At 37.0% G+C, this 24181-nt stretch carries 26 protein-coding genes and 1 riboswitch; of the genes, 9 read left to right on the top strand and 17 right to left on the bottom strand.

The genetic code is table 11. From position 1 onward, the window contains the following. Nucleotides 1–6: 6 nt before the first annotated feature. The 9 genes from ACZ2V4_RS06610 to ACZ2V4_RS06570 all read right to left on the bottom strand — a co-directional run bounded on the left by ACZ2V4_RS06610 (nt 7) and on the right by ACZ2V4_RS06570 (nt 10464). Complete coding sequence (locus ACZ2V4_RS06610; RefSeq protein WP_219493596.1) at nt 7–1164, bottom strand: nitrate/nitrite transporter; 1158 nt, start codon at nt 1162–1164, stop codon at nt 7–9. Between the two features lie 152 nt (nt 1165–1316). Beyond that, nucleotides 1317–1823, bottom strand: coding sequence for a hemerythrin domain-containing protein (locus ACZ2V4_RS06605; protein WP_219493595.1), 507 nt, complete (start codon nt 1821–1823; stop codon nt 1317–1319). Nucleotides 1824–1839: 16 nt separating this feature from the next. Beyond that, complete coding sequence (locus ACZ2V4_RS06600) at nt 1840–2490, bottom strand: response regulator (protein ID WP_490514647.1); 651 nt, start codon at nt 2488–2490, stop codon at nt 1840–1842. Between the two features lie 10 nt (nt 2491–2500). Continuing rightward, nucleotides 2501–3532 carry a sensor histidine kinase gene (locus tag ACZ2V4_RS06595; protein WP_458620223.1) on the bottom strand — a complete coding sequence of 344 codons (1032 nt, stop codon included), beginning with the start codon at nt 3530–3532 and terminating at the stop codon, nt 2501–2503. Beyond that, the gene (locus ACZ2V4_RS06590; protein ID WP_219493593.1) at nt 3519–3977 is read right to left on the bottom strand and encodes a GAF domain-containing protein; all 459 of its coding nucleotides are present in this window, start codon (nt 3975–3977) and stop codon (nt 3519–3521) included. The genes ACZ2V4_RS06595 and ACZ2V4_RS06590 overlap by 14 nt, the downstream gene beginning before the upstream one ends. 34 nt (nt 3978–4011) lie before the next feature. Further along, entirely contained in the window at nt 4012–4686 is a 675-nt protein-coding gene (gene narI / locus ACZ2V4_RS06585; RefSeq protein WP_099483331.1) for a respiratory nitrate reductase subunit gamma, read from the bottom strand. Further along, nucleotides 4679–5257: a nitrate reductase molybdenum cofactor assembly chaperone gene (narJ, locus tag ACZ2V4_RS06580; protein ID WP_219493592.1), complete on the bottom strand. Its 579-nt coding sequence runs from the start codon at nt 5255–5257 to the stop codon at nt 4679–4681. Before narJ ends, narI begins: the two co-directional genes overlap by 8 nt. After that, complete coding sequence (narH, locus tag ACZ2V4_RS06575; protein WP_219493591.1) at nt 5250–6800, bottom strand: nitrate reductase subunit beta; 1551 nt, start codon at nt 6798–6800, stop codon at nt 5250–5252. Before narH ends, narJ begins: the two co-directional genes overlap by 8 nt. Beyond that, on the bottom strand, nt 6790–10464 hold the full coding sequence (locus tag ACZ2V4_RS06570; RefSeq protein WP_419956627.1) for a nitrate reductase subunit alpha: 3675 nt from the start codon (nt 10462–10464) through the stop codon (nt 6790–6792). Before ACZ2V4_RS06570 ends, narH begins: the two co-directional genes overlap by 11 nt. A gap of 206 nt (nt 10465–10670) precedes the next feature. On the opposite strand from ACZ2V4_RS06570, the gene fdhD reads away from it, so the two are divergent. Further along, nucleotides 10671–11459 carry a formate dehydrogenase accessory sulfurtransferase FdhD gene (gene fdhD, locus ACZ2V4_RS06565; protein ID WP_490514646.1) on the top strand — a complete coding sequence of 263 codons (789 nt, stop codon included), beginning with the start codon at nt 10671–10673 and terminating at the stop codon, nt 11457–11459. Between the two features lie 39 nt (nt 11460–11498). Here the strand turns inward: fdhD and ACZ2V4_RS06560 are convergent, their stop codons facing one another. Both ACZ2V4_RS06560 and ACZ2V4_RS06555 read right to left on the bottom strand, forming a co-directional pair. Beyond that, the gene (locus ACZ2V4_RS06560) at nt 11499–12047 is read right to left on the bottom strand and encodes a biotin transporter BioY (protein ID WP_490514645.1); all 549 of its coding nucleotides are present in this window, start codon (nt 12045–12047) and stop codon (nt 11499–11501) included. Between the two features lie 111 nt (nt 12048–12158). Next, nucleotides 12159–13070 (bottom strand): ABC transporter substrate-binding protein, encoded by a 912-nt coding sequence (locus ACZ2V4_RS06555; RefSeq protein WP_219493588.1) that lies wholly within the window; start codon nt 13068–13070, stop codon nt 12159–12161. Nucleotides 13071–13224: 154 nt separating this feature from the next. On the opposite strand from ACZ2V4_RS06555, the gene ACZ2V4_RS06550 reads away from it, so the two are divergent. Continuing rightward, nucleotides 13225–14139 (top strand): EamA family transporter, encoded by a 915-nt coding sequence (locus ACZ2V4_RS06550; RefSeq protein WP_490514644.1) that lies wholly within the window; start codon nt 13225–13227, stop codon nt 14137–14139. A gap of 10 nt (nt 14140–14149) precedes the next feature. On the opposite strand, the gene ACZ2V4_RS06545 is transcribed toward ACZ2V4_RS06550, so the two are convergent. After that, nucleotides 14150–15307: an acyl-CoA dehydrogenase family protein gene (locus tag ACZ2V4_RS06545; RefSeq protein ID WP_283722089.1), complete on the bottom strand. Its 1158-nt coding sequence runs from the start codon at nt 15305–15307 to the stop codon at nt 14150–14152. Nucleotides 15308–15429: 122 nt separating this feature from the next. On the opposite strand from ACZ2V4_RS06545, the gene modB reads away from it, so the two are divergent. Continuing rightward, complete coding sequence (modB, locus tag ACZ2V4_RS06540) at nt 15430–16107, top strand: molybdate ABC transporter permease subunit (RefSeq protein WP_283722088.1); 678 nt, start codon at nt 15430–15432, stop codon at nt 16105–16107. 105 nt (nt 16108–16212) lie between these two features. After that, nucleotides 16213–16929 (top strand): purine-nucleoside phosphorylase, encoded by a 717-nt coding sequence (deoD, locus tag ACZ2V4_RS06535; RefSeq protein WP_120786226.1) that lies wholly within the window; start codon nt 16213–16215, stop codon nt 16927–16929. Nucleotides 16930–16977: 48 nt separating this feature from the next. Here deoD and ACZ2V4_RS06530 read toward each other — a convergent pair whose 3' ends face one another. After that, on the bottom strand, nt 16978–18216 hold the full coding sequence (locus tag ACZ2V4_RS06530; protein ID WP_120786227.1) for an aminoacyltransferase: 1239 nt from the start codon (nt 18214–18216) through the stop codon (nt 16978–16980). A 93-nt stretch (nt 18217–18309) separates the two neighbouring features. Beyond that, a complete protein-coding gene (locus ACZ2V4_RS06525) occupies nt 18310–18639 on the bottom strand; it encodes a hypothetical protein (protein ID WP_219493582.1) in 330 nt (109 codons plus the stop codon). Between the two features lie 173 nt (nt 18640–18812). On the opposite strand from ACZ2V4_RS06525, the gene ACZ2V4_RS06520 reads away from it, so the two are divergent. Both ACZ2V4_RS06520 and ACZ2V4_RS06515 read left to right on the top strand, forming a co-directional pair. Beyond that, a complete protein-coding gene (locus ACZ2V4_RS06520) occupies nt 18813–19418 on the top strand; it encodes a DedA family protein (protein ID WP_120786229.1) in 606 nt (201 codons plus the stop codon). A 231-nt stretch (nt 19419–19649) separates the two neighbouring features. After that, on the top strand, nt 19650–20438 hold the full coding sequence (locus ACZ2V4_RS06515) for a TerC family protein (RefSeq protein ID WP_219493581.1): 789 nt from the start codon (nt 19650–19652) through the stop codon (nt 20436–20438). A 103-nt stretch (nt 20439–20541) separates the two neighbouring features. Here the strand turns inward: ACZ2V4_RS06515 and ACZ2V4_RS06510 are convergent, their stop codons facing one another. From ACZ2V4_RS06510 to ACZ2V4_RS06500, 3 genes are all read right to left on the bottom strand, one after another. Next, on the bottom strand, nt 20542–20952 hold the full coding sequence (locus ACZ2V4_RS06510) for a hypothetical protein (RefSeq protein WP_219493579.1): 411 nt from the start codon (nt 20950–20952) through the stop codon (nt 20542–20544). Beyond that, on the bottom strand, nt 20949–21434 hold the full coding sequence (locus ACZ2V4_RS06505) for a GNAT family N-acetyltransferase (RefSeq protein WP_219493578.1): 486 nt from the start codon (nt 21432–21434) through the stop codon (nt 20949–20951). The genes ACZ2V4_RS06510 and ACZ2V4_RS06505 overlap by 4 nt, the downstream gene beginning before the upstream one ends. A 179-nt stretch (nt 21435–21613) precedes the next feature. Then, nucleotides 21614–22072, bottom strand: a complete 459-nt coding sequence (locus tag ACZ2V4_RS06500) for a hypothetical protein (protein ID WP_219493576.1) — start codon at nt 22070–22072, stop codon at nt 21614–21616. A gap of 89 nt (nt 22073–22161) precedes the next feature. Then, nucleotides 22162–22260: riboswitch (TPP riboswitch) on the top strand. An 82-nt stretch (nt 22261–22342) separates the two neighbouring features. Between ACZ2V4_RS06500 and ACZ2V4_RS06495 the strand changes: the two genes are divergently transcribed. From ACZ2V4_RS06495 to thiS, 3 genes are read left to right on the top strand one after another with little or no spacing between them, the layout of a single operon-like run. Beyond that, nucleotides 22343–22924, top strand: a complete 582-nt coding sequence (locus ACZ2V4_RS06495) for a thiamine phosphate synthase (RefSeq protein WP_219493574.1) — start codon at nt 22343–22345, stop codon at nt 22922–22924. Beyond that, complete coding sequence (locus tag ACZ2V4_RS06490) at nt 22897–24003, top strand: NAD(P)/FAD-dependent oxidoreductase (RefSeq protein WP_219493572.1); 1107 nt, start codon at nt 22897–22899, stop codon at nt 24001–24003. The genes ACZ2V4_RS06495 and ACZ2V4_RS06490 overlap by 28 nt, the downstream gene beginning before the upstream one ends. Further along, nucleotides 23984–24181, top strand: coding sequence for a sulfur carrier protein ThiS (thiS, locus tag ACZ2V4_RS06485; RefSeq protein ID WP_099483314.1), 198 nt, complete (start codon nt 23984–23986; stop codon nt 24179–24181). The genes ACZ2V4_RS06490 and thiS overlap by 20 nt, the downstream gene beginning before the upstream one ends.

Raw genomic sequence — 24181 nt, 5'->3', positions numbered from 1 at the left:
CATCCCCTAATTTCTGCCTTCTTTTTTGTCCATCCAGAACATTGTTATTAATGCAATTATACCAAACACTGCAAGGAAGGCAAAAGCTGGCTTGTTTGTACCGAAGTTTGCTGCACAAGCGGCAATAACTAGTGGCGGAAAGAATCCACCTAATCCACCCATCATCGAAACAATACCGTTAACAATACCTGCTTGTTTAGAGTAATATGTCGGAGCCAATTTAAAGATTAAGCCATTTCCTAACCCCGCACATGCTGAAATAACTAAACATCCGGCAGTAAAGAAAGAGATTTGATGGTTAATCGAAAGCATTGCTGCACCAATAATAAGACCAACAAACACAACTTTAAGGACATCCATAGCACGTAACTTGTCACCCAGCACGCCACCAATTGGGCGTAGTAATGTGGCAATCGCGATAAATATACCTGTACGTATTCCTGCATCAACTTTATCTAATCCAAAGTTATTAACCAAGAAGTTCGGCAAGAACAATCCAAATGCTACAAATGAACCGAATGTAATGAAGTACCAGAAGCTCAGTAAATACAGTTTATACTCTGGTAATACACCTTTAATTTGATCCATTAATGGTTGTTTTACTTTCGGCTCATCTTTATCTCCTAATAAGAAGTTCAGTAGCGCAAATAATGCCATAACTACTAAATAAGATTTAACAGTGTTGCTCCAGCCAATTGCATTCGCAAGCGGTGGTGCTGCGAACGCTGATACAGCAGTTCCGATATTCCCCATTCCATAAATACCATTCGCTAAACCATGTTTTTCTTTCGGGAAGTATTTCGGTACACTCGTAACACCTACAGAGAAGATTGCGCCCCCAACACCTAAGAAAAGGCCTGAAATCATCAGCATCGTAGTAGACTGTGCTAAACTAAGTAAAAATACTGGAATCAATAAGAATATAAACGAGAATAAGAATACCTTTCTTGCACCGATTAAGTTGGCATAATAACCAAGTGGGATACGCAAAACTGAGCCAAGAATAACTGGTATCGCTAAAATAATTGCTTTCTGACTTTCTGGAATGGTAAATTCTTGTGACATAAATGGCATAAGCGGTGCAATGATTGTCCATGCCATAAACCCTGCAACTAAACTTAACGTCTGTAAGGGTAACTGTACTTTACTTGTTGATTTGTCCATTTCTTTCACCTTTTTCATTAGTTTGTGATTTACTATACAAAACTATTGTAAGGCGATTGTGATACATTTAACATTGGGGAATTCCCCCTATAACTGAGTCATTTCCCTATATAAAGAGAGAACTAGAACTCTTTCAAGTTTTAGTTCTCTCTTTATATAATCTTTGTATTCAATACCTCTAGAAGCGTTTCTTCATCTTTTATCTTAAATACCTTTTCCGCCATTGTGAACAGTACACTCTCTTCCTTATACATGTGCACCATACAAATTTCGTAACCTTCGTTCAAATCATTCAACAGGAGATTAATATCTTCTACACTCAGTTCCATCATATTTGTAACACCGTTAAAGTGATTAAAATATTGTGCCATCTCATCATGCTCAGCTTCAATTGTCAGTATTGGACCTTGATCTGTTCCAATATAACTTCCTAGAACAGGAAAGAAAAACTGCTCTTCTTTTGCCTGGTGCTTATCAAGTACCGGTAAAAACTCCGACACTTTTTCTTTTAATAACTTTAGTTTATGATATTTTGAAAGCATCGCTTCTGTAGCTTTCACATCCATCATGATTTGATACCATTCATGTAATAGTGAACGCATCAATATGTGTTCATTCTCTAAAATACGCAGTGCTTTCATCTTTGTTTGAAATTGCATCGTGTCACTACCTTTTTTAAAATTCAAGTAATTTTTTCTTAAGTGCGTATTCTACAAGTTCCGGTTTACTTTTAAGCTCTAGCTTATCCATGATTCTTGCTTTATGTGCTTCTACAGTTTTTACTGAAACATATAACATTTCAGCTATTTCTTTTTTACCATAGCCTTTCGCAATTAAAGGTAATATCTCTAATTCTCGTTTTGTTAATATTTTTAAATGATCATTTTTCGCTGAGTACTCTGTATCATGGTGTATTAATTCATGCACGAGTGACGTTGCCATCTTAGGATCGATATAAGTTCCCTCTTGATAGACCGTTCGCACTGCTTTAATCAATTCTTCGTCTGGAGCATTTTTCAGAATATAGCCGTTTGCACCATTTTTGAGAACATGAAACAAATACTCTTCATCATCATACATCGTCAATATCAGTATCTTTGTCTCAGGAAATGCCTCTTTTATTTTACCTGTAGCAATTAATCCTGATTCTCCTGGCGGCATACTTAAGTCCATAATCAGTACATCTGGTTTATATTGCGAGACCATTTGGAAAGCTTCCATACCATCTGCTGCTGTTGCAACAACTTCCATATTGTCTTGATAGTTCAAAATCATCGAGAATCCCGTACGCACAACTGCATGATCATCTGCAATTACAATCTTCATATTTATCCCCCTAGAGTGGGATGGTTAACGTTACAAACGTACCTTTTCCTGTTTCGCTATTAATCTCAACATACCCATTGACGATAGCCGCACGTTCTTGCATACCAAAGAATCCGAGTCCGGATCCTTTTGGTGTATCTCCTGGTGTAAACCCATCTCCACTGTCGCTAATTTCTACTGTTAATTCGGTTTCATCTTTTTGTATAAATACATTTACTTCATCGACATTCGCATATTTTAAGGCATTCAGTATTGCTTCTTGTGTAATTCTGTATACTGCTGTTTCTATCTCATTAGAAAAACGAATGTTGCCTATATTCTCATCCATATTAACTTCAAGACCATAGCTCTTTTCAAGTTGCTTAAAATGAGAGTTAAATGCTGCTACTAAACCAAGATCATCTAAAGAAGAAGGCCTCAACTCTAAGGATAGATTGCGTATATCATCCATTAGTCGTGCGATTGAACCTTCCATCATCTGAAGATGCTTCTCTTTCTCTTCTTCAGTCTTATATTTCATCAAACGAATGTCAACTGATACATTAAGCAACTCTTGAATCACACTATCGTGCAATTCTCGTGAGATTCTTTTTCTTTCATTTTCCTGCGCACTAATAATTTTTTGTGTAATTGTTTTCTGATGAAGAATTTCCTGCGTTTTTATTTGCTGGGAAATATTTTGCAATGTCAGTACTTTAGTGCCGTTATTTTCTTTTAGCACGACGTAAGATGCTGAATACGGTTTAGGCTCCCCATTTTCATCTTTTAGAAATAATTGAAACGACTGATTATTTTGTTCACGTTTAATAAAACAGTCTTTGCACTCCATTATTGCATTTTCACTTGTAACTCCTAAACATGTGCGACAAAGATTTCTTGTCAGACCATCAATATTGTCATGTAAATCAATCACTTTTTGAGCGGCTTGATTCATTGTGAGTATATTGTTCTTTTCATCTATAAATATGATGAGTTCATCGGTATCGTTATAAAAGGCATCAACCAATCCATCATCATTTATTTCACGCTCAAGTTTCGACACTATTGATCACATCCTTACAATAAAAAGTACCGAGTCCTTGCTCAAGACTTTTTTTGAGCTGTTCATGCATCGTTAAAGTAAACGGACGTTTACTTCTATTCCCAATAAGAAGTACAGCTGCAACTTTATTGTATTTCCATAATGGTACAGCGATAAAACTCGTTAACTTTTCAAAACGAATAATTGGAAAATCAAATAGGTGTGCATTCAAACTACTGGATTCAATATCAAGCTCAATCCAGTCTCGCCCTGTTTTAATTACGATACCGGCGACACCCTTACCTTTTTTTAGTTCAATCTTCTTGTAACGTTCATTTGTTTCACCCGAAACATGGCGCCAGTGAATATCTGTCTGTAAAATTAAATCAGAAGGCATCGCGAGTCCGATAAAATCTACATTCAGTGATTCTCTAAGCTGGTCTATCATCGCTTGATAATCATGCATCATTTACACTCCTTTGCCTTCTGATTATAACTTATTATTTATGTTTACGATATATAATGTGACTGCGTCCGACATAGTTTACAGGTACACTCCATACATGGACAAGACGAGTAAATGGCCACAATGCTGTAATTAAGAATCCTGTGATTACGTGAATCTTGAAAGATAATGGAACACCTTCCATATATCCTGCTTCAGGTCTTAATATTAATAATCCGCGGAACCATTCAGAGATTGTATTACGATAATCAAAGTCTGGTAATGTAGCATTCGTTACGATTGTTGAATAACAGCCGATAAATACGATGAATAGTAATAGAAAGTTAACAAGAATGTCTGATAACGAGCTTAGCTTTCTTACGTTTTCATTTGTTACACGACGTGCTGTCAACAATAACATACCAATAAGCGTGACGATTCCGAAGATGCTTCCGATATATACGGCACCGATATGATATAAATGATCACTCACACCAATTGCACGCAACCAGCTTGCAGGAATACCTAGACCTACGACATGCCCTAATATAACCGGGATAATTCCTAAGTGGAATAAAATACTCCCCCACATCAACGACTTCTTCTCTACAAACTCACTTGACTTTGCCGTCCATGAAAACTGATCATATTTAAACCTAAAAATATGACCAATAATAAAAATCGCAATACACGCATAGGGGAATATTACCCACAATAATTGATTACCCATTTAACGTCACCTCATTCTCATCTTTAATCAAACATGCCTTACATGTTTCTCTTATCGCCAAGATTAAATGATAATATGGGCTCTTAATATGTTCTAATGCTTGCAGCAGATTATACGTACCATCTTCAATGACCATTAATAACAACCCCATGCTTTCCTCTGCACGTTCATCTCCGCGCCAATCCGCTGCATAAATAAATTCACACATTAATGGCAAGAAGTCTGACAGTTCTGATGAAGGCATTTCAAGTCCAAACATTTCATACAATACTTTAAGTCGTGCAAGCATTTGTCCGCGTTCTTTCTTATCCTGGAATTTAACATATGTCATGTATAACGTCGTCTTCTTTTCAAAGTCAAATGTCGACGTATACACTTCCTGAATTTCAGACAAGCTAATTTCATGCATATTATTCCAGTACTGATTGATTGCTTCATAAGCAGGATGATCCTCTGCAAACACCCCGTCGAATTCTCTTGGATGAAAATTTAATTTTTCTGGGTAAATGAGCTGGTGACTAAAGAATCCAAATGCACGTTTATAATCATAAAGTTTATTTAAATCAATCACGCCAAATACCTCCATAGAAGTTATCTTCATAAACTTCTTTACCAGACTTACCAGCAGGTACTGGACCACAACCGTCACAATCTGCGCCGAAGTTATCGCTTGTATAACCCTCGCCACCTTGAGCGCTATACGTATTCATGTATCCTTCTTTATGTGATGTCGGGATGACAAAGCGGTCTTCATGCTTTGCAATTGCAAGTAATCGATACATTTGTTTCACTTGATGCGCTGTCATGCCGATACGGTCTAAACGTGACGCGTCGAAGTCTTTACCACTTGAAACGGCTCTCATGTAACTACGCATCATCGCCATACGTTGCAACGCTTCTTTTACAGTTTGTGCATCTCCTGCGGTTAACATGTTTGCTAAGTATTGAATTGGTAAACGCATCTCTTCAATTGCAGGGAAGATCATATCTGGGTTCTTGATAGAATCTTTACCTTCAAAGTAGTTCATAATCGGACTAAGTGGCGGGCAGTACCATACCATTGGTAATGTACGATATTCAGGGTGTAATGGAAATGCGAGTTTGTATTCAATTGCAAGTTTATATACTGGTGAGTTTTGTGCTGCTTCAATCCAGTCTTGTGCAATACCATCACGCTCTGCCTGAGCAATCACTTCTGGGTCATGAGGATCTAAGAATAAATCGAGTTGTGCTTGATATAGATCTTGCGGATCCTTTACAGTCGCTGCTTCTAATACACGGTCAGCATCATACAGTAATACACCTAAATAACGCATACGTCCCGTACATGTTTCAGAACATACTGTCGGAAGTCCTGCTTCAACACGCGGGAAACAGAAGGTACATTTCTCAGCTTTGTTCGTTTTCCAGTTGAAGTAAACTTTTTTATAAGGACAGCCAGTCATACAATAACGCCACCCACGACAAGCATCTTGGTCTACAAGTACGATACCATCTTCATCACGTTTATACATTGCACCGCTCGGACAACTTGCCACACAAGATGGATTTAAACAATGTTCACATAGACGTGGTAAGTACATCATAAACGACTGTTCAAAATTGAACTTAATTTCTTCTTCAATCTTTTGAATGTTTGGATCTGTTGGTCCTGTGATGTGCGCACCAGCTAAGTCATCTTCCCAGTTCGGGCCCCACTGTAAGTCCATTTTTTTACCTGATACTAATGATTCAGCCGTTGCGACTGGTGAATGCTTTTGTTCTTTCGCGTTCGTAAGATTAGCATAATTGTAAGTCCATGGCTCATAATAGTCTTTCATTTCAGGCATATCTGGGTTATAGAAGATTTTCCCTAAAGCAATTTTAGAAAGTTTAGAACCTGATTTAAGCTCTAATTTTCCTTTGCTGTTTAACTGCCAGCCACCTTTATATACTTCCTGGTCTTCCCAGCGCTTCGGATAGCCGATACCTGGTTTTGTCTCTACGTTGTTAAACCACATGTATTCAGCACCTGGACGATTCGTCCAGGTACTTTTACATGTAATACTACATGTATGACACCCGATACATTTATCTAAATTCATTACCATTGCGACTTGTGCTTTAATCTTCAAGCCAATCAACCTCCTTCATCTTACGTACAGCAACGTAAACATCACGTTGGTTACCAATTGGACCATAATAGTTAAATCCGTAACTAATTTGTGCATAACCCCCAACAAGTTGCGTTGGCTTCAAGTGAATACGTGTTGGCGCATTATGTGAACCACCACGCGTATCTGTAATTTCAGACCCTGGTGTTTGAATATGTTTATCTTGTGCATGATACATGAACATCGTACCGCGTGGCATACGGTGAGAAACCACAGCACGAGCTGTAACAAGTCCATTACGGTTATATACTTCCAACCAGTCGTTATCGTTAATGTTATGCTGTGCTGCATCTTCATTGTTGATCCATACTGTTGGACCACCGCGGAATAATGTTAACATGTGTTGATTATCCTGGTATGTTGAGTGAATATTCCATTTACCGTGTGGTGTTAAGTAACGTAAAACCAAACTATCTACGCCACCTTTAATCTTCTTATCTTTCGTGCCAAATACCATTGGTGGTAATGTCGGTTTGTATACAGGCAGTGATTCACCAAATTGCTGGAATACTTCATGGTCAATATAGTAACTTTGACGCCCTGTTAACGTTCTAAATGGAACGAGTCGTTCAATGTTCGTCGTAAATGGTGAATAACGACGACCTAATTTGTTCGAACCTGGGAATACCGCAGTTGGTATCACTTCACGTGGCTGTGCTGTAATGTTCTGGAATGTAATTTTCTCAGCTGCACGTTCTGCTGAAATATCCTTTAATTCCATACCTGTTTGTCGTTCAAGATCTTCATATGATTTTTGTGATACATGGCCGTTTGTTGCCGATGAAACGTTCAGAATAACATCTGCAACGCGTTTTGCTGTATCAATTCTTGGCAATCCATTTTTCACTGTATCATCTTCATACGTACCCACCATCGAGCGTAATTCATCGTATTCTTCTTTAACGCTGAAACTTACGCCGTGCGCGCCTACTTTACCATTCTCCAGCAAAGGTCCTACTGATATATATTTGTCGTACACTTCCGTATACGTACGATCTACAATCGCAAATCCTGGCATCGTTTTACCCGGAACTGCTTCTACTTCACCTTTAGTCCAGTCACGAACAATGCCCATAGGTGTAGAAATTTCTTGCTGTGAGTCATGTGCAAGTGGTGCAGTGACAACGTCTTTGAATGTACCTTTTAAGTGACGTTCTGACATTTCAGAGAACGTCTTCGCGATAGATTTATAGATATCCCAGTCACTTCTTGATTCCCAAAGTGGATCTACGGCTGGATTAAATGGATGAACGAACGGATGCATATCTGTAGAAGATATATCATGTTTCTCATACCAAGTCGCAGCTGGTAATACAATATCTGCGTAAAGTGGCGTTGTCGTCATACGGAAATCAAGTGCTATTAGTAGGTCCAGCTTACCTTCAGTATCTTCACGCCATACGACTTCTTCAGGCTTTTCTGTTTCATTAGGTTCAGCAAGTAATCCATGCTTTGTACCTAATAGATGTTTCATAAAGTATTCCTGTCCTTTTGCTGAAGAAGAAATTAAGTTAGAACGCCATACGAATAATGTTTTCGGATGGTTCTTCTTATTATCGGGATCTTCTACTGCAAATTTCGTTTCACGTGATTTCACGCTTTCAACTGCACGTTTTAATATTTCTTCATTCGTAAAGTTGCCGGCTTCACGCGCATCTTCTCCGAACAGTAAACTGTTCGTATCAAACTGCGGATATGATGGTAACCATCCCAGACGTGCAGCAAGCACGTTATAATCTGCTGGATGCTGATGTTTTACATTCTCTGCAAGTGGTGATGTTAATGCATCTACACCAGATTCTTCGTATTTCCATTGATCAGTAGCAAAGTAGAACCAGCTCGTTGCGTTTTGTAATCTTGGTGGTCCTTGCCAATCTTTTGCGAATGCAATTGTGGACCATCCTTCAATCGGACGACATTTCTCCTGACCGACATAATGTGCCCAGCCTCCGCCATTTACACCTTGTGTTGCACATAATGTAACTAAGTTTAATACTGAACGGTAAATTGTATCTGAGTTAAACCAGTGGTTTATACCCGCGCCCATAATAATCATTGAACGTCCACCAGTGTCGATTGCATTTTGTGCAAATTCACGTCCAACTTGAACAACGATGGATGGTTTTACACCTGTAATCTTCTCTTGCCAAGCTGGTGTATAGATAGAACTTTCATCATCATAATCTTTTGCTTCTAAATCTGTGTTAAAACGGTTTACACCATATTGAGACAACATTAAATCATAAATTGTAGCAACATATTGTTCTGTACCATCATCAAGCGTGACTTTCTTCGCTGCAATCGGACGTTTGAATGTTCCATTACCTGCGTTATCAAAGAACGGGAACACAACCTCAACAACTTCATGACCTTTATCTTTAATAGTCATTGCAGGATCAATTTTTGTACCGTCTGCTGTTTCTAATTTAATATTCCATTTCACATCTTTTTCCCAGCGTTGTCCCATCGTACCGTTAGGCACAACGATTGATTCCGATAAATCATCATATACGACTGGTTTCCACTCACTATGCTCAGAAGTATCTCCTAAATCACTCGAACGTAAGAAACGTCCTGCTTTCAATGTATCTTCATGTTTATCTAACATAATTAAGAACGGCATGTCTGTATATTGTTTTGCATACTCAATAAACATCGGTTCCTGACGTTTTTCATAAAACTCATCAAGTATTACATGTGTCATACCCTGTGCAAGTGCTGCGTCGGTACCAGGATTCGGTGCTAACCAGTTATCTGCAAACTTAACATTTTCAGCATAGTCTGGTGCTACTGATACAACTTTCGCACCTTTATATCTAACTTCTGTCATAAAGTGAGCATCTGGTGTACGTGTTAGTGGTACGTTAGAACCCCACATAATAATATATCCGGCATTATACCAGTCACTCGATTCTGGAACATCTGTCTGCTCACCCCAAATTTGCGGAGATGCTGGCGGTAAATCTGCGTACCAGTCATAAAACGATAACATTTCCCCACCCAGTAACGAGATGAAACGCGCACCTGATGCATATGAAATCATACTCATCGCAGGGATTGGCGTAAAACCTGCGATACGGTCTGGACCGTATTTCTTGATCGTATAAATTAATTGTGCTGCAATAAGCTGTGTTACTTCACGCCAGTTCACACGGACATGACCACCCATACCACGTGCTTGTTTATATGCCTTCGCCTTTGCTTCGTCTTCTACAATTGACTGCCAGGCACGTACGGGATCTCCAATCGTTTCTAAAGCTTCTTGCCACATGCGCCATAACACCCCGCGAACATAAGGAAACTTAATACGTAACGGACTATACTCATACCATGAAAATGAAGCACCACGTGGACAGCCACGAGGCTCGAATTCAGGCATGTCCGGACCACATGATGGATAGTCGATTTGTTGATTTTCCCATGTGATAATGCCGTTTTTAACGAAGACTTTCCATGAACATGAACCTGTACAGTTTACGCCATGCGTTGTTCTTACAACTTTATCGTGACTCCAGCGCTGACGGTACATCTTTTCCCATTCGCGACTTTTCTCTTCTAATACTGACCAATTTCCATTGAATTTTTCTGTTGGTTTAAAGAAACGTAATCCTGTTCCAATTGCCATTTATAACACTCCTTTTAGACATTCGCCCTCTTACTTTAGATTATGAAACTTTTCACAAGTTAGAGCCATTGGGGAATGTCCTAAAGTGTGTAGGGGAATCCCTATAGATAACCGTTTAATAATATATTCAAAATTTTTATTTTGAAGCAATTGTCAAATACGTTATGTGCTTAATTTGATATGATATAACTAAAGGGGGAATCATAATGACGCCTGAAGTTTATGTTACAAATAATATATTGAAGTATAATCGTGACGGATTACGTGAGGAGCATGATCAGATTGCAACTGAATTCCCATTAACGATTTATATCAATAACGAAGAATTCGCAACAATAGTGTGTACACCTGATTATATGAAAGAACTTATCATAGGGTTTCTAGCCTCAGAAGGTGTGATAAGAAAGTTTAGCGATATCGAGAAATTCCATCTTGATGATTCTAAAGGACTGTGTCATATTACACTTACGCGCGAGATACATTCAATTCATGCAAATCACTCAAAACGTATGATCAGTTCTTGCTGTGGGAAAAGCAGACAGTTTTATTTTGTTAATGATATGCAAACGTCTAAAGTATCTACAACTGAGAAGACGATTACGCCAAGTGAAGTCATTCGTATGATGCAGCATCTTCAAAGTGAAAGTAAAGCATTTCAAGTAACGGGAGGCCTGCATAACGCAGCAATCAGCGATGGCGATGCCTTCCACTTACACCGCACAGATATCGGTCGACATAATGCAATGGATAAACTATATGGGCATTGCATATTAAATCGCATCCCAATTAAAGATAAAATATTAATATTCTCGGGTAGAATCTCTTCTGAGATACTGATAAAAGCCTCTAAAATTGGTGTAGGGATAATATTAAGTAAATCTGCTCCGACAGATCTTGCAATTAAGCTTGCCGATGATTTAAACATTACCGCAATTGGATTTATAAGAGAGGATAGCTTTAATGTATACAGTCACCCCGAACGCTTAATTATATAAATTTCTGCATAATAAAAAGCGCCGATTAAGCGCTTTTTATTATATATTTAAACTTCTTTTTATTTGTGGGTTCTTTCTTAAAGATACAGCAAGTAGTGCTGCAAGTAATGCTTTAATAAAATCTCCTGGCAAGAAAACCAATACAGAAGTATAAGCTTTCATTAGATCCATTTTTAAGTTTTGCGCCATGAATGCCCCACCAATTAAATTACATAAAATTGCACCGATAAGCGCATTAACAATAAATACTTTCCACACTGAAAAGTGTCTCATCTTATCTGTAAATAAGCCGATTAAATAGGCAACAATAATATATGATAATAAATAGCCACCTGTCGGACCGAAAAATAATGCGAATCCTCCGCGGCCACCAGATAATACAGGTGCACCCACTGCTGCAAGCAACAAGAATAATAATACAGCAAACGTACCTTTCTTACGTCCTAACAAACAGCCTGCCAGCATTATGCTTAAATTTTGAAGAACAATCGGAACAGGCAAACCAGGCACAGGAATCGGAGGGATAATACCCATCGCAGAGATTAAAGCTGCAAACATTGCGATAATCACTAAATCTTTCAATTTCATTTCTTAAACCTCATTTCAACAGAATAAACTTATTCTACACTATTCGTTAACCTTTTAGTACAAAAAGTTAACAATGGATATAAAAAAATAGCTGGAATATCCAGCTATTCATCATTTCAAATTCATTAACTTGTCTTTCAGAACTTTTCTTTGATGTTCTAAAGAAATTGGATCATTAAACCAGAAATCTTCAGAATCATATTCAACGAGGCGGTTATTTTTAACTGCATCCATGTTCTTCCACAAATTAGATTCAGTTACTGTATTTGTAGCAGACCCTGCATCACTTGACACGAGTACAATATCTCCTGCATAACTACTCAAACTTTCAGAAGAAACTTTCTTCCATCCTGTCGGTTTAACATCTTTAACAATTTTATCCTGCATCTTCAAGTCAAACGCTTGATAAATAATTTCTGATCCACGGCCCCAGTTATCGCCATACACATAGATTTCTTTTTGGAAGAACTGGAAGATAGAATAAGTTTTATCTTCACCAAGATGTTTTTTAATTTCTTTACCATCTTTTTTCGTCTCTTTATTCCATTTATCCACAAATGCTTTTGCTTCTTTTTCTTTACCAACAATTTTTCCTAATAATTCGTGTACTTCTAAATAATCATGCTTTGTATATGTAAAAGGAATTGTTGGTGCAATTTTTTCATACTTCTTATTATCTTTATCAGTATCAAATGAAATAATTAAATCTGGTTTTAGTTTAGCGACTTTCTCAACATCGCCTGGATTTAACTGTTCTACACCCTTAAGCTTCGGTTTTAATATATCAGATTGGAATGCATATTGATCTGCTCCAACCGGAGTAACACCTAAATCAATTAAATTCCCAACATAGCTTGCACCCATAACAACGATACGTTTTGGTTCTTTTGGAATTTTTATTGTTTTGCCGCTATCTGTTTTAAATTCTACTGTTGTTTCTTTTTGCTCTTTCTTGCTATCTTTATTCCCGCATGCTGCGAGCATGATAATACATACGATGAATAATACTAATATTTTTTTCATTACTTTCCCTCCAATTGATATTGATTATCATTACCAATTAATTATATGAACAATCATTGACAAAAGCAATATCTTTTTTATATCTTTTATTACATTGAATTTCATATATTCTATCTCTATAATCGAGGTAATATGCAATTTAAGGAGGGCTATCATGAATAATACGACAAAAGGCATCATTCTTGTTACATTAGGGGCAATATTCTGGGGTGTAGGCGGGACAGTATCACAACAAATGTTCCAGACTTTTAAACTTCCTCTTGATTGGTTTATTACTGTAAGATTAATATTCAGTGGATTATTCTTATTGCTACTTGCTGTTATTAGAAAACAAAATATTTTCAACCTCTTTAAAGATCGCTATACTATGATACATCTCATTATATATTCAATATTTGGAATGCTTGCAGTACAGTATACTTTTCTTGCCTCAATAGAAGACGGAAATGCTGCTGTCGCTACTTTACTACAGTATTTAGCACCTATTGTCATTTTAATTTATTTGCTTAGCACACGTAAAATTAATTTTAGGTTGATTGATTTTATCGTCATCGCTGTATCTACATTCGGGACTTTTCTACTTCTTACAAGTGGTAATATTAATAACGTTGTCGTCCCACCCAAAGCCATCATCTGGGGATTGCTCAGCGCAGTGGCAGCTGCATTTTACACAATGTATGCTGGACGACTATTTGTTCATAATAAACCATTAGTTATTATTGGATGGGCAATGCTCTTTGCAGGAATATTTATCAGTCTTTTCAATAGACATTGGTATATTAACCCTTTTGCGATGGGAAGTGTGGCCATCGGATATTTAATCTTTGTGATTATCGTAGGAACTGCACTTGCATTCTTCTTATATTTATTAAGCGTGAAATATATCGATCCACAACTTACTGCATTACTTGGATGTATAGAACCACTTACCGCTATTATCGTGAGTATCCTTTGGCTGAAACAGCCATTTAATTTTATTCAGATTATTGGAATGATTATTATATTAGGTGTCGTCCTCTTTATATCCATCATTAATTCTAAAGAAAAAAAAGTACAAAAAAACACATGAAATCAATGCGTTAATGCGCATTGATTTCATGTGTTTTTAATAATTGAGTCACAATATTGCGTTCAACAGCATCATCCATCGGTGGATTATGCAGGCCTGCTCTCATCGACCTTAATATTCTTTCTAATATTCTTGTACGTTCCAGGCTCTTTGCCCCTAATACGCGCATTGCTAAATCAATAATTTCAAGTCCATTATTGACAATGATATGTTTTGACAGCTGGAATGTAAGTCCGAGATGTTCTGTCTTACCTTCCAAGTGCATATCGCATGCATGATAAATGAAATGACGAGACTGCATCATCAGCATCTCCATTTTAGCGAGTTTATCCTGAATATGAGGAAGTTCACTGATGGTCGTCTGCAAAGAGTTTGGTTGATACGTTTTACTGAATTGTACTGCTTCATCTAGCGCACGTTGTGCAAGACCGAGATAAACTGCCGGAATATGCATCAACCATGGATTCGCAAGCTTTTCTTTATTAATTTCAACTCTGTTGCGTTCATTGATGTTCACATCATTAAAAATGACATCATGGCTAGCCGTTGCACGCATCCCTAACGTATCCCATGTCTCAACGATTTCAATACCAGCACTATCAGCTGGGACATAATAGAACCCCATAGCAGACGCTTCAGTATCGTAAGCTCCTACAAGCATGTGCGTCAGACGATGACTCATGGATGCAAAGGTCTTAGTGCCATTAATTACATACTTCTCTCCAGCATGTACCGCATTCGTAGATGGACGACCTCCTCGCGTCGGGCTTCCCATCTCGCTTTCGGATACAACGCGATTCGTGATTGCACCCTTTTTTACGTCTTCAGCAAATTGCAACATCATCTCTTCCGACCAGAGGTTTAACTCAAATACTTCTCCCACAACACCAAGATGCCAACCAATGGATAAGGCTGTTGATTCATCATAATATCCAAGTAAAGACTGAATCACGATAAGTTCTTTAATATTACACCCAGCACCACCATGTTCAACAGGCAAAGTTAGCATGTGATACTCATGTTTAATCAACCAATCGATAAGCTGATTGTTAAGCACTCCTTTTTTATCAGCTTCTGCGGCCGTTCGTTCTAACCACTCTCTGTTTGCTTCGAATAATGCTTTCCATTTTAATTCGATGCTGCTTTCAAGAAATAATTCATTTTCCATTGCTGTCATTCTCCTCTCATTGAAATTGTAACACTTTTATTTACAACTATCATTTTCGATAAGCGTGTATTCATATAATCATATATAATGATATTAACAAATTAACAATTAGGACGAAAAATATGACTTTATCCAGTTTATTAAATGACGAAAACTTTATATCACCCATAATCATCTCGCTCAAAGTCGCAGTGAGTGCAACAATATTAAGTTTCGTATTGGCACTTTTATTACATTATTTATTATCCAGGAAATATTTTAAAGGAAAGACGATTTTAGAAGCTATCATTATGATGCCAATGGTACTTCCTCCAACCGTTGTAGGATTTTTACTGCTCATCTTATTTGGTAAACAAAGCGTAATGGGGAGATTTATAGACCTACTCTTTCACCAGCCAATTATCTTTACAATTTATGCCGCTATTACCGCATCTACTCTTGTCGCTTTACCATTAATGTATCAATCAATAAAAATAGGTATAGAACAGATTCCGGAAAATTTATATCATGTTGCCCAGCTTGATGGCGCTTCAAAGTTTCGCATGTTTACACATATTACTTTACCTTTATCGAGAGCGGCCTTGCTAACTGGAACTTTGTTAGCCTTTGCACGCGCAATCGGAGAGTTCGGTGCAACACTTATATTCGCCGGCAATATACCTGGTGTTACCGAGACGATGCCGACAGCAATATATGTAGCAATTGAAAATAATGATTTGCATCTTGCATACGCCTGGGTTTTCATAATGATTGTGATGTCATTCTTCATGATGATCGCCACACAACGATTAAGAAAATAATAAATCTCTATAACCCTACACTTTATAATACCTTTGCTTGAAAGAAGATAGCATTGTAAGGTAGACTGAAAGTGTTCAAATATATTTATTAAAGGAGAAAATATAATGTCTAAATCAACACCACACATTAAACCAGAAAACAATCCAATCGCAGAAACAATTCTCTTACCTGGAGATCCACTTCGCGCTAAGTTTATTGCAGACACATATTTAGAAGACGTTGTTCAATTTAATGAAGTACGTAATATGTTCGGATACACTGGAACTTATAAAGGAAAGCGTATCTCAGTTATGGGTACTGGTATGGGGATTCCGTCTATCGGCATCTATTCTTATGAATTGATTCATACCTTTGGTGTGAAAAATTTAATTCGTGTAGGTTCTTGTGGCGCAATGCAAGAAGATATTAACGTATACGATATTATCATTGCTCAAGGTGCATCAACGGACTCTAACTACGTGGCGCAATACGGACTACCTGGTCACTTCGCACCAATCGCTAACTTCGATTTACTTGCACGTGCGAAACAATTAGCTGATGAAAAAGGTGCTGTCAGTCACGTTGGTAACGTATTATCATCAGATATCTTCTACAATGCGAATGAAGACGCAACTGATAAATGGCGTTCAATGGGCATCTTAGCTGTTGAAATGGAATCTGCAGGATTATACATGAATGCTGCTTATGCTGGTGGAGACGTTCGTGCACTTGGAATCTTCACAGTAAGCGACCACTTACTAACACACGAAGAAACGACACCTGAAGAGCGTCAAACATCATTCACTAATATGATGGAAATCGCATTAGAAATCGTAGAGTAATACAATAGATCAATAAGCCGATACTTCTAAGAAGTATCGGCTTATTAATTAGAGTTTCTGTTTTAGTTCGTATAATTTATAAAACGGGCTAAGGGGTAAAATAAAGTCTCCAATATATTCTTCAATATGTGCATTGAAGCCTTTCTTAAATTTAAGTACACCATAATCTTCAGCATCTTCAGTGAATACACCCGTTACACCATAAAAATTATAAGTTTTTAAATTCAGGCTCTTGGCATACTTAATCATTTCAAACATCATATTATAGGGCCCCATAAATTGATTATACTTAGGATTAGAACCACTTGATAAATAATATAATTCATGTTCATTATGAATATACAATGCACTTGCTAAGTGAAGAATTCTGCCATCTGTCTGCTTTAAAGATTCAATTTCTGCAACTTTCTTCTTCTCTTTATCAACTGCTTTGGAAAGCTGATCAACTTTATTACGTAATTTTCTGAAGCCAGGGTTTTCATCCAACTTCAATTTCTCTTTATTATATTCGTTTTCTTTCTGTTTTAAATCTTTATGCAGAATATCAAGATGCTCATCTAAATCAATGTAACTTAATACAAGCCTACATTGATCTTTGTATATCTTTTGCATCTTAACGAAGTAATCAAAGTCTCTGAACGAGAAACCATGTTTATCTTCAGCCATCTGAAATAATTCAAAGAATTTATCTGTTTCTTCAACCGATAAATCTCTTAAACGAACACCCATCTCATACGTTTTCTTAATGTTACGTCTCGTTTTATATTCCATTTCCTTTAATAATTCATCTTCAGATTTACCTTCAAGATTAAGCACTGATAAGAATCTGGCTTGTGAATCATTAGAATACCCAACTGGGAATCCACGATGGTGGTACCCTAAACCTTCCATCTGTCCAATAAAGCCTTCCACATCATTTGACTCCGTAATATTACCGTCGTGATCTCTATAGTTCATAATAATATGTGGATCTATCAATGCAAATAAACCATTATGTGATTTTAAATACTTTCTTAGCTCTGTGTAGAATAAATCAACAAGCACCTTATTTGAATAATCCATCACAGGACCACGATGCGAGTAGAAATAGTTAAAGTACTTAAAAGCGCGTGCACTCGTTAATAGACATGCAGCAAGTACTTCATCTCCCTCTTTAACCCCAACAATATGTACAGGTTCATTATGCTCAACTTTATAATCGTAATGAATTCTTGATTGTGTGTAATGACTGAAATGCTCATTCACAAAGGATTCAAATTCATCTGGTTGTAACTCGCAAAACTTCATCTTGTACTCCCTCTCTATTTAACTGTTTATTATTAATATAACATTCACCACATGAAAACGACAGAGATACCATATACTCTGCTTTGAAATCATTTATTTAATATAACTTTGTAGAAAGTCAGTAAAAACTCGCAATTCTTCAGCATTTAAATTCACCATCTTAATCGGTCCAATATCGAACGTTATAGTCAATGTATCCTCTTCACTTGCAACTCCGTGAATTTCATGCATGCCAACCACTCGTTCATAAACACGCTCTCCCATATCAACATTCATAAATAAACGTTCACTTGTTGCAATGTACGCACCCTGCAATTCACTCATACCATTAGGTGTCGGGAATAATACCGTCCCTTCGATTTCTGGTCCTAATTGTTCCGTTGGAAATAACTCTTCTTCTGATATTTTTCTAAATTGTGCCATAATATCCTCCTAAAATAATTTTTATTTGTTTTAAATATACCCTTTTCTATCCTATTTATGATATCGATTTGTTTTAAATCACTTAAAATCGTTGCCATACCTATTTGTTTTCGTTTTATAAACCTAAACATTTGGGTTATATTACTTTTATACAGAATTATATGGAGGCTATTATGCAGCAATGGATTATGGATGTCATGGAACAGTTCGGTTACTTTGGTGTGTTCTTACTCATCCTACTTGAAAATGTGTTCCCCCCGATTCCATCAGAAGTTATATTAACGTTTGGCGGATTTATGGTTGATCAGTCCCCAAAACTATCATTTGCTGGAATGCTCATCGCTTCTACGCTCGGCGCAGTTGGAGGTGCAGTCATCCTCTATTATTTAGGTCATATCCTAGGCCTCAGAAGAATAGAAAAGATTATCGATAAATATGGTTTCATCTTAAGACTCGACATCGAAGATATTCATAAAGCAAACAAATGGTTCAATAAATATGGTTATACAGCAGTATTCTTATGTCGCTTTGTTCCCCTTATCAGAAGCTTAATCTCTATCCCGGCAGGACTCAGTCAGATGTCCATCGTTCCTTTCATACTCTACACAACAGTCGGAACAATTATCTGGAATGCCGTTCTCATATACTTAGGTATGGCGCTTGGACAGAACTGGGAGAAAGTACTGCAATATTTTGATATGTACTCTAATGTACTTTATATCGTAATGGCAATACTGATAATTGCAGTCGTTATCTATCTGTATAAACGCAAAAAATAATTACCATTTCATTAACATGGTAAATTAAAAAAATATGTGCTATAGTTATATCAAATCAATCGAATATCCTAAGACTTATGTCGAAGGGGAGTAGCTAAGGGGTAACCCGATTATAATGTCGTCATTACGGAGTACACACTTCCGGCATTATAAGAATGTACATTCAGCGAGACCTTTGCCAATACTTTTTGGCATGGGTCTTTTTATATTCAAAATTTAAGGAGTGAACATATGGATCCAAGTATTTTATTAGCATATGCATGGGTAATTGTCGTATTAGTATTATTAGAGGGGTTGCTAGCAGCAGATAATGCCATCGTAATGGCAGTAATGGTAAAGCACCTACCTGAAGAACAAAGAAAGAAAGCTTTATTCTATGGTTTAGTCGGTGCATTTGTGTTTAGATTAATTGCACTATTCTTTATTACAGTACTTGCGAAGTACTGGTGGATACAAGCAGCTGGTGCAGCATACTTGCTATTTATGTCCGCGAAGAGTTTACACACATACTTTAAAAAGAAAGATCACACAGATGATCCATCCGTACCGAATATTGCTGAAGAAGAAGGTAACGAATCGAAAGGCAGCGGTTTCTGGATGACTGTACTGAAAGTTGAGTTCGCAGACATAGCTTTTGCAATCGACTCAATGCTTGCAGCAATCGCAATTGCTGTTACACTACCTCACGTTGGTCCGGATTTTATGGGACTTAATGCAGGACAATTTGCAGTAATGTTTACGGGAGGAATGTTAGGTGTTATCTTAATGCGATTCGCTGCAACATACTTCATCAAGTTGCTTGAGAAATATCCAGGACTTGAAGCAGCAGCATTCGCTATTGTAGGATGGATCGGTGTGAAACTTGTTGTACTGGTGCTCGCACATGATTCGATACACGTATTACCACATGATTTCCCACATTCATTACCATGGCAGTTAATCTTCTGGGGTGTACTACTTTCAATATTAGCAATCGGCTTTATTACGAGCGCAAGACAGAACAAGAGAAGTCATTCATAATGAAATATGATATTCTATAGGCAACAAATGATATGAGAGAATCGTACTCTATAAAGACTATGATAAAACCCCAACATTTATATGTTGGGGTTTTATCGTATCATCAAATTCTGATAATAGACTCCTTTTCTAATAGTCTTATCTGATTTTTTACATATTCAATATTTTCCTCTTCTATAATATCAAAATCAGGTTCATCCAGAATTTGAAGAAACTCTTCTAATAATTCTATATCGTTAAAAGATGTAAGCTCTAACGAACGCCAGTAATGATAATAAGCTGCATCATATGCATCAACTTCATAGTTGAAATGAAAATGGTAAATACTTGCGACCATTTCATGATATTCTACTTCATCTTTAAGATGTGCAATATTTGATAAGTATTTCATCAAATAATAATCTTGTACTTCATGTTCCATAAAATACATAAGTACATCATTTAACTTTTTGTCCATAATCATCTCCTGCACTTCTTCAGGTAAACGTTTAAGAGCTATATGGAATGTATTCATAATGTTAACCTCATTTTTACCGACTTCAATATGTGACTGTCAAAATCATCTTCAAATTCGTCCTGTACTAAAAAACCAAATTTTTTATAAAAATTATAGCCAACCTTATTTTCTTTCTCTACTACAACGTCTATAAACTTTATTCCTTCCATCTGTGAAATTCCATGCTTTATAAGCGTGCTACCTATCCTTAAATTTTGGTAGTCCGGGAGTAAGTAAATAGCAGCCAGTTCAGCTATACCATTCTCATCTGGTTTGCTGAAATTTGCAAAGCCTACAACTTGATCTTCGAATTCTGCTACATACATTTTCGTCAACGCTAACCTTTTTTCTAACATAGATGAACTGTAGGCCATCTCTAAAAAATTATCTTGTATATGAAGCGGTATTATTCCTTCATATGTATCATGCCAGCTGAGTTTTGCAATGTGTTGTATCTTTGGAATATCATCTTCAGTCATACTTCTTATTTTAGAATTCATGCTATCCTTCCTTATATCTTTATAATTATTTATAAAAGTTTATTTTATGGTTAATCTATACATATTGAGTTGTTGGAATGACAGGCATGTCTTAATCTTTCTTCTAAGTATTTGATATTATAAATTATTAATATTTATATTTTTGTAAGCAAATACAAGCCACTAATCAAGCCGCTTCTTTATTTCACTAACGCTAAAGCACATTCCCCGAGAAATGTTTTAGATACTGTAACACCTGTTTCTGTTTCGTTCAGTCGGATATATCCTGCTGATTCATAGTCTTTAAGATAATGCATCAGACTTTCTTCTGTCATCTCTGCATATTCATGTGCCATTAAATTTCTAAGTCTGTCTAGTGTAAGTTCGACGTCTTTATAGATTTCAATCGTATACATTACATATTTGAAGATATGCACTTCTTTATGTGCGATTTCGTTCTCTATATCTAGTGATTCCTGTTCATCGATTTCTCTTAATATTTCTTCAGATGTCATGCGTTCTTCTTGTAATCTACCCATCGTTACTTGTTTTAATTGTGCTTCATCTATATCATCTCGTTCACCGTTACTCATATTTTCACGCAGTTCAGCGTGTTCATCTAGCAATGCTGCTAATTGTTTTTCATTTATTTCATTCATTTTTACATCCCCTTTCTTTTTCTATTTTATCATTTAAATTTAGAAGTTTGAATTATCAGCCATTGAGTGCTATTCTTAATTACATAATCGAATATGGCTAGGGGTGCTCTTAGAGCTGAGAAGACTTTGTCTGACTCTCATAACCTGATTTGGATAATTCCAACGTAGGGAAGCAGTTATCATTTATATAATTATAAATATTTATATATTTTTTATATATTTTGACCACCCGTAGTTTGTTTGCGGGTGGTCTTTTTTTGGAGGTTGCTTATGTTTTATATGATTACACCATTCGTGGAACCGAGTGATGCTGTTATACAGTCGATTGTGGATGTAGAAGCTTTGATTGATGGTGTGATTCTACGTCTAGATGCGTGTGATGATGCGCTGGATGTATTTATTATGCAGTTGAAACGGCACATAGATCCTTCTAAGATTATTGTGCATAATACACCTCATTTGATGATAAAGCATGGTCTGACACGCATCCATTTTAAGGAGCGTGCTGGTGATGCGATAGTATTCAAGCAACAACATCCTGAATTTCGTGTCGGTATGAGTGTGCACAGTGAGGACAGCGTGCGCCTGATTGATGGCGTGCTTGATTACTGTATATTCGGTCACGTCTTCCCTACGCCTTCAAAGCCAGGTCTCACACCTCAAAGTGCGTCTGTAATTGGCACAGTACTTTCATATGATATCCCGATTGTTGCAATCGGTGGTATCGATGAACATACGATACATCAGCTTGATACTCGATTTAGTGGATTCAGTGGTATTCGTTTGTTTCAGCATAAGGCACATCTTGAGCACGTTCGAAAGGAGTGGTTATTACGAAATTCGATGTCTTAATTATCGGTGGCGGCATTATTGGCCAGAGTATATACTATCACTTAAAACAAGAAGGTATTTCGATTGCCATTATTGATGATTTTAGTAGATGCAGAGCGACGCATGCTGCTGGCGGTATGCTTGGTGCACAAAATGAATTTTATTCTGATTCCCCTCTCTTCCAGTTTTCTATGGAAGGGCAACGTATGATGAAAGATTTTGCTGATGAATTGGCACATTTAGGTTATGTAATCGATTATCAGCAGCATGGTTTATTAAAGATTGCTTCACATGGCGAGCATGAATCTTTACTTCAACAGTATGATTTTCTTAATGCACAGTTTAAGACAACAGAGTTAGTTAAAAATCGTTTGGATGAGTTTGCACATGGTTATATCCGCAATCATGACCTTGCGATGTGGATTCCGACAGATGGACAAGTCAATGCTGTTAAATACCATCAGGCACTCATGACATTAAATGAAGATGTTACGTTTATTCACGATCGCGTAATAGACGTGAAAGCAAATGATGGATTTAATGTGCGTACCAGCTCGCAAACATATGAAGCACAGCAAATCGTCGTTGCAGCAGGTATGTATTCAGGCGACATCCTTAAATCTCTTGGTATCCATCTTGAAATGCACGGTGTAAAAGGTGAAGTGATGACGATACATCACCATACATTAGATATGAAAGAGACATTGTTCCAGACAAATGGGCATTATATCGTACCGAAGTCAGATGATTTATATGTGATAGGTGCAACGACATCGATGAATGGTGACAACACAGTAAGTGAAGAAGGTATCGACTGGCTAAAAGAAATGACGCTGGACCTATTACCAGAACTCATGAATGGTGAAATTGTCGATAGCAGATGCGGCTTTCGTCCCGATAACCCACTGCAGCGACCAGTAATCGATGAGGTCCGTGATAATCTATTTGTCGCAACCGGTCATTATCGTAATGGCATCCTCTTATCGAAGATTACCGGAGCACTGATGCATAAACTTATGTTCGATAAACAGCATCCGCTTGCAATGAAATATAAAGATCATTTTAAACTGGAGGATATACATGAAACTATACTTAAATGATGAATTGTACGAAACACAAGAAACGATGCTTGTTCCATTTTTAGAAACTTTGAATATCGATTTAAAGCGTGCGGTTATCGTAATCGATGATATGCCCGTACAAAAAGACAAGTGGGATGAGACTGAAATTAGACCAGAACAACGATTAGAATTATTAGAATTTGTAGGAGGCGGTTAA

The sequence above is a fragment of the Macrococcus sp. CoH-51_TC_04 genome, from assembly GCF_058188655.1.
Note: the sequence above shows the minus strand (reverse complement) of the source record. Positions and strands in the feature narration are given on the sequence as shown.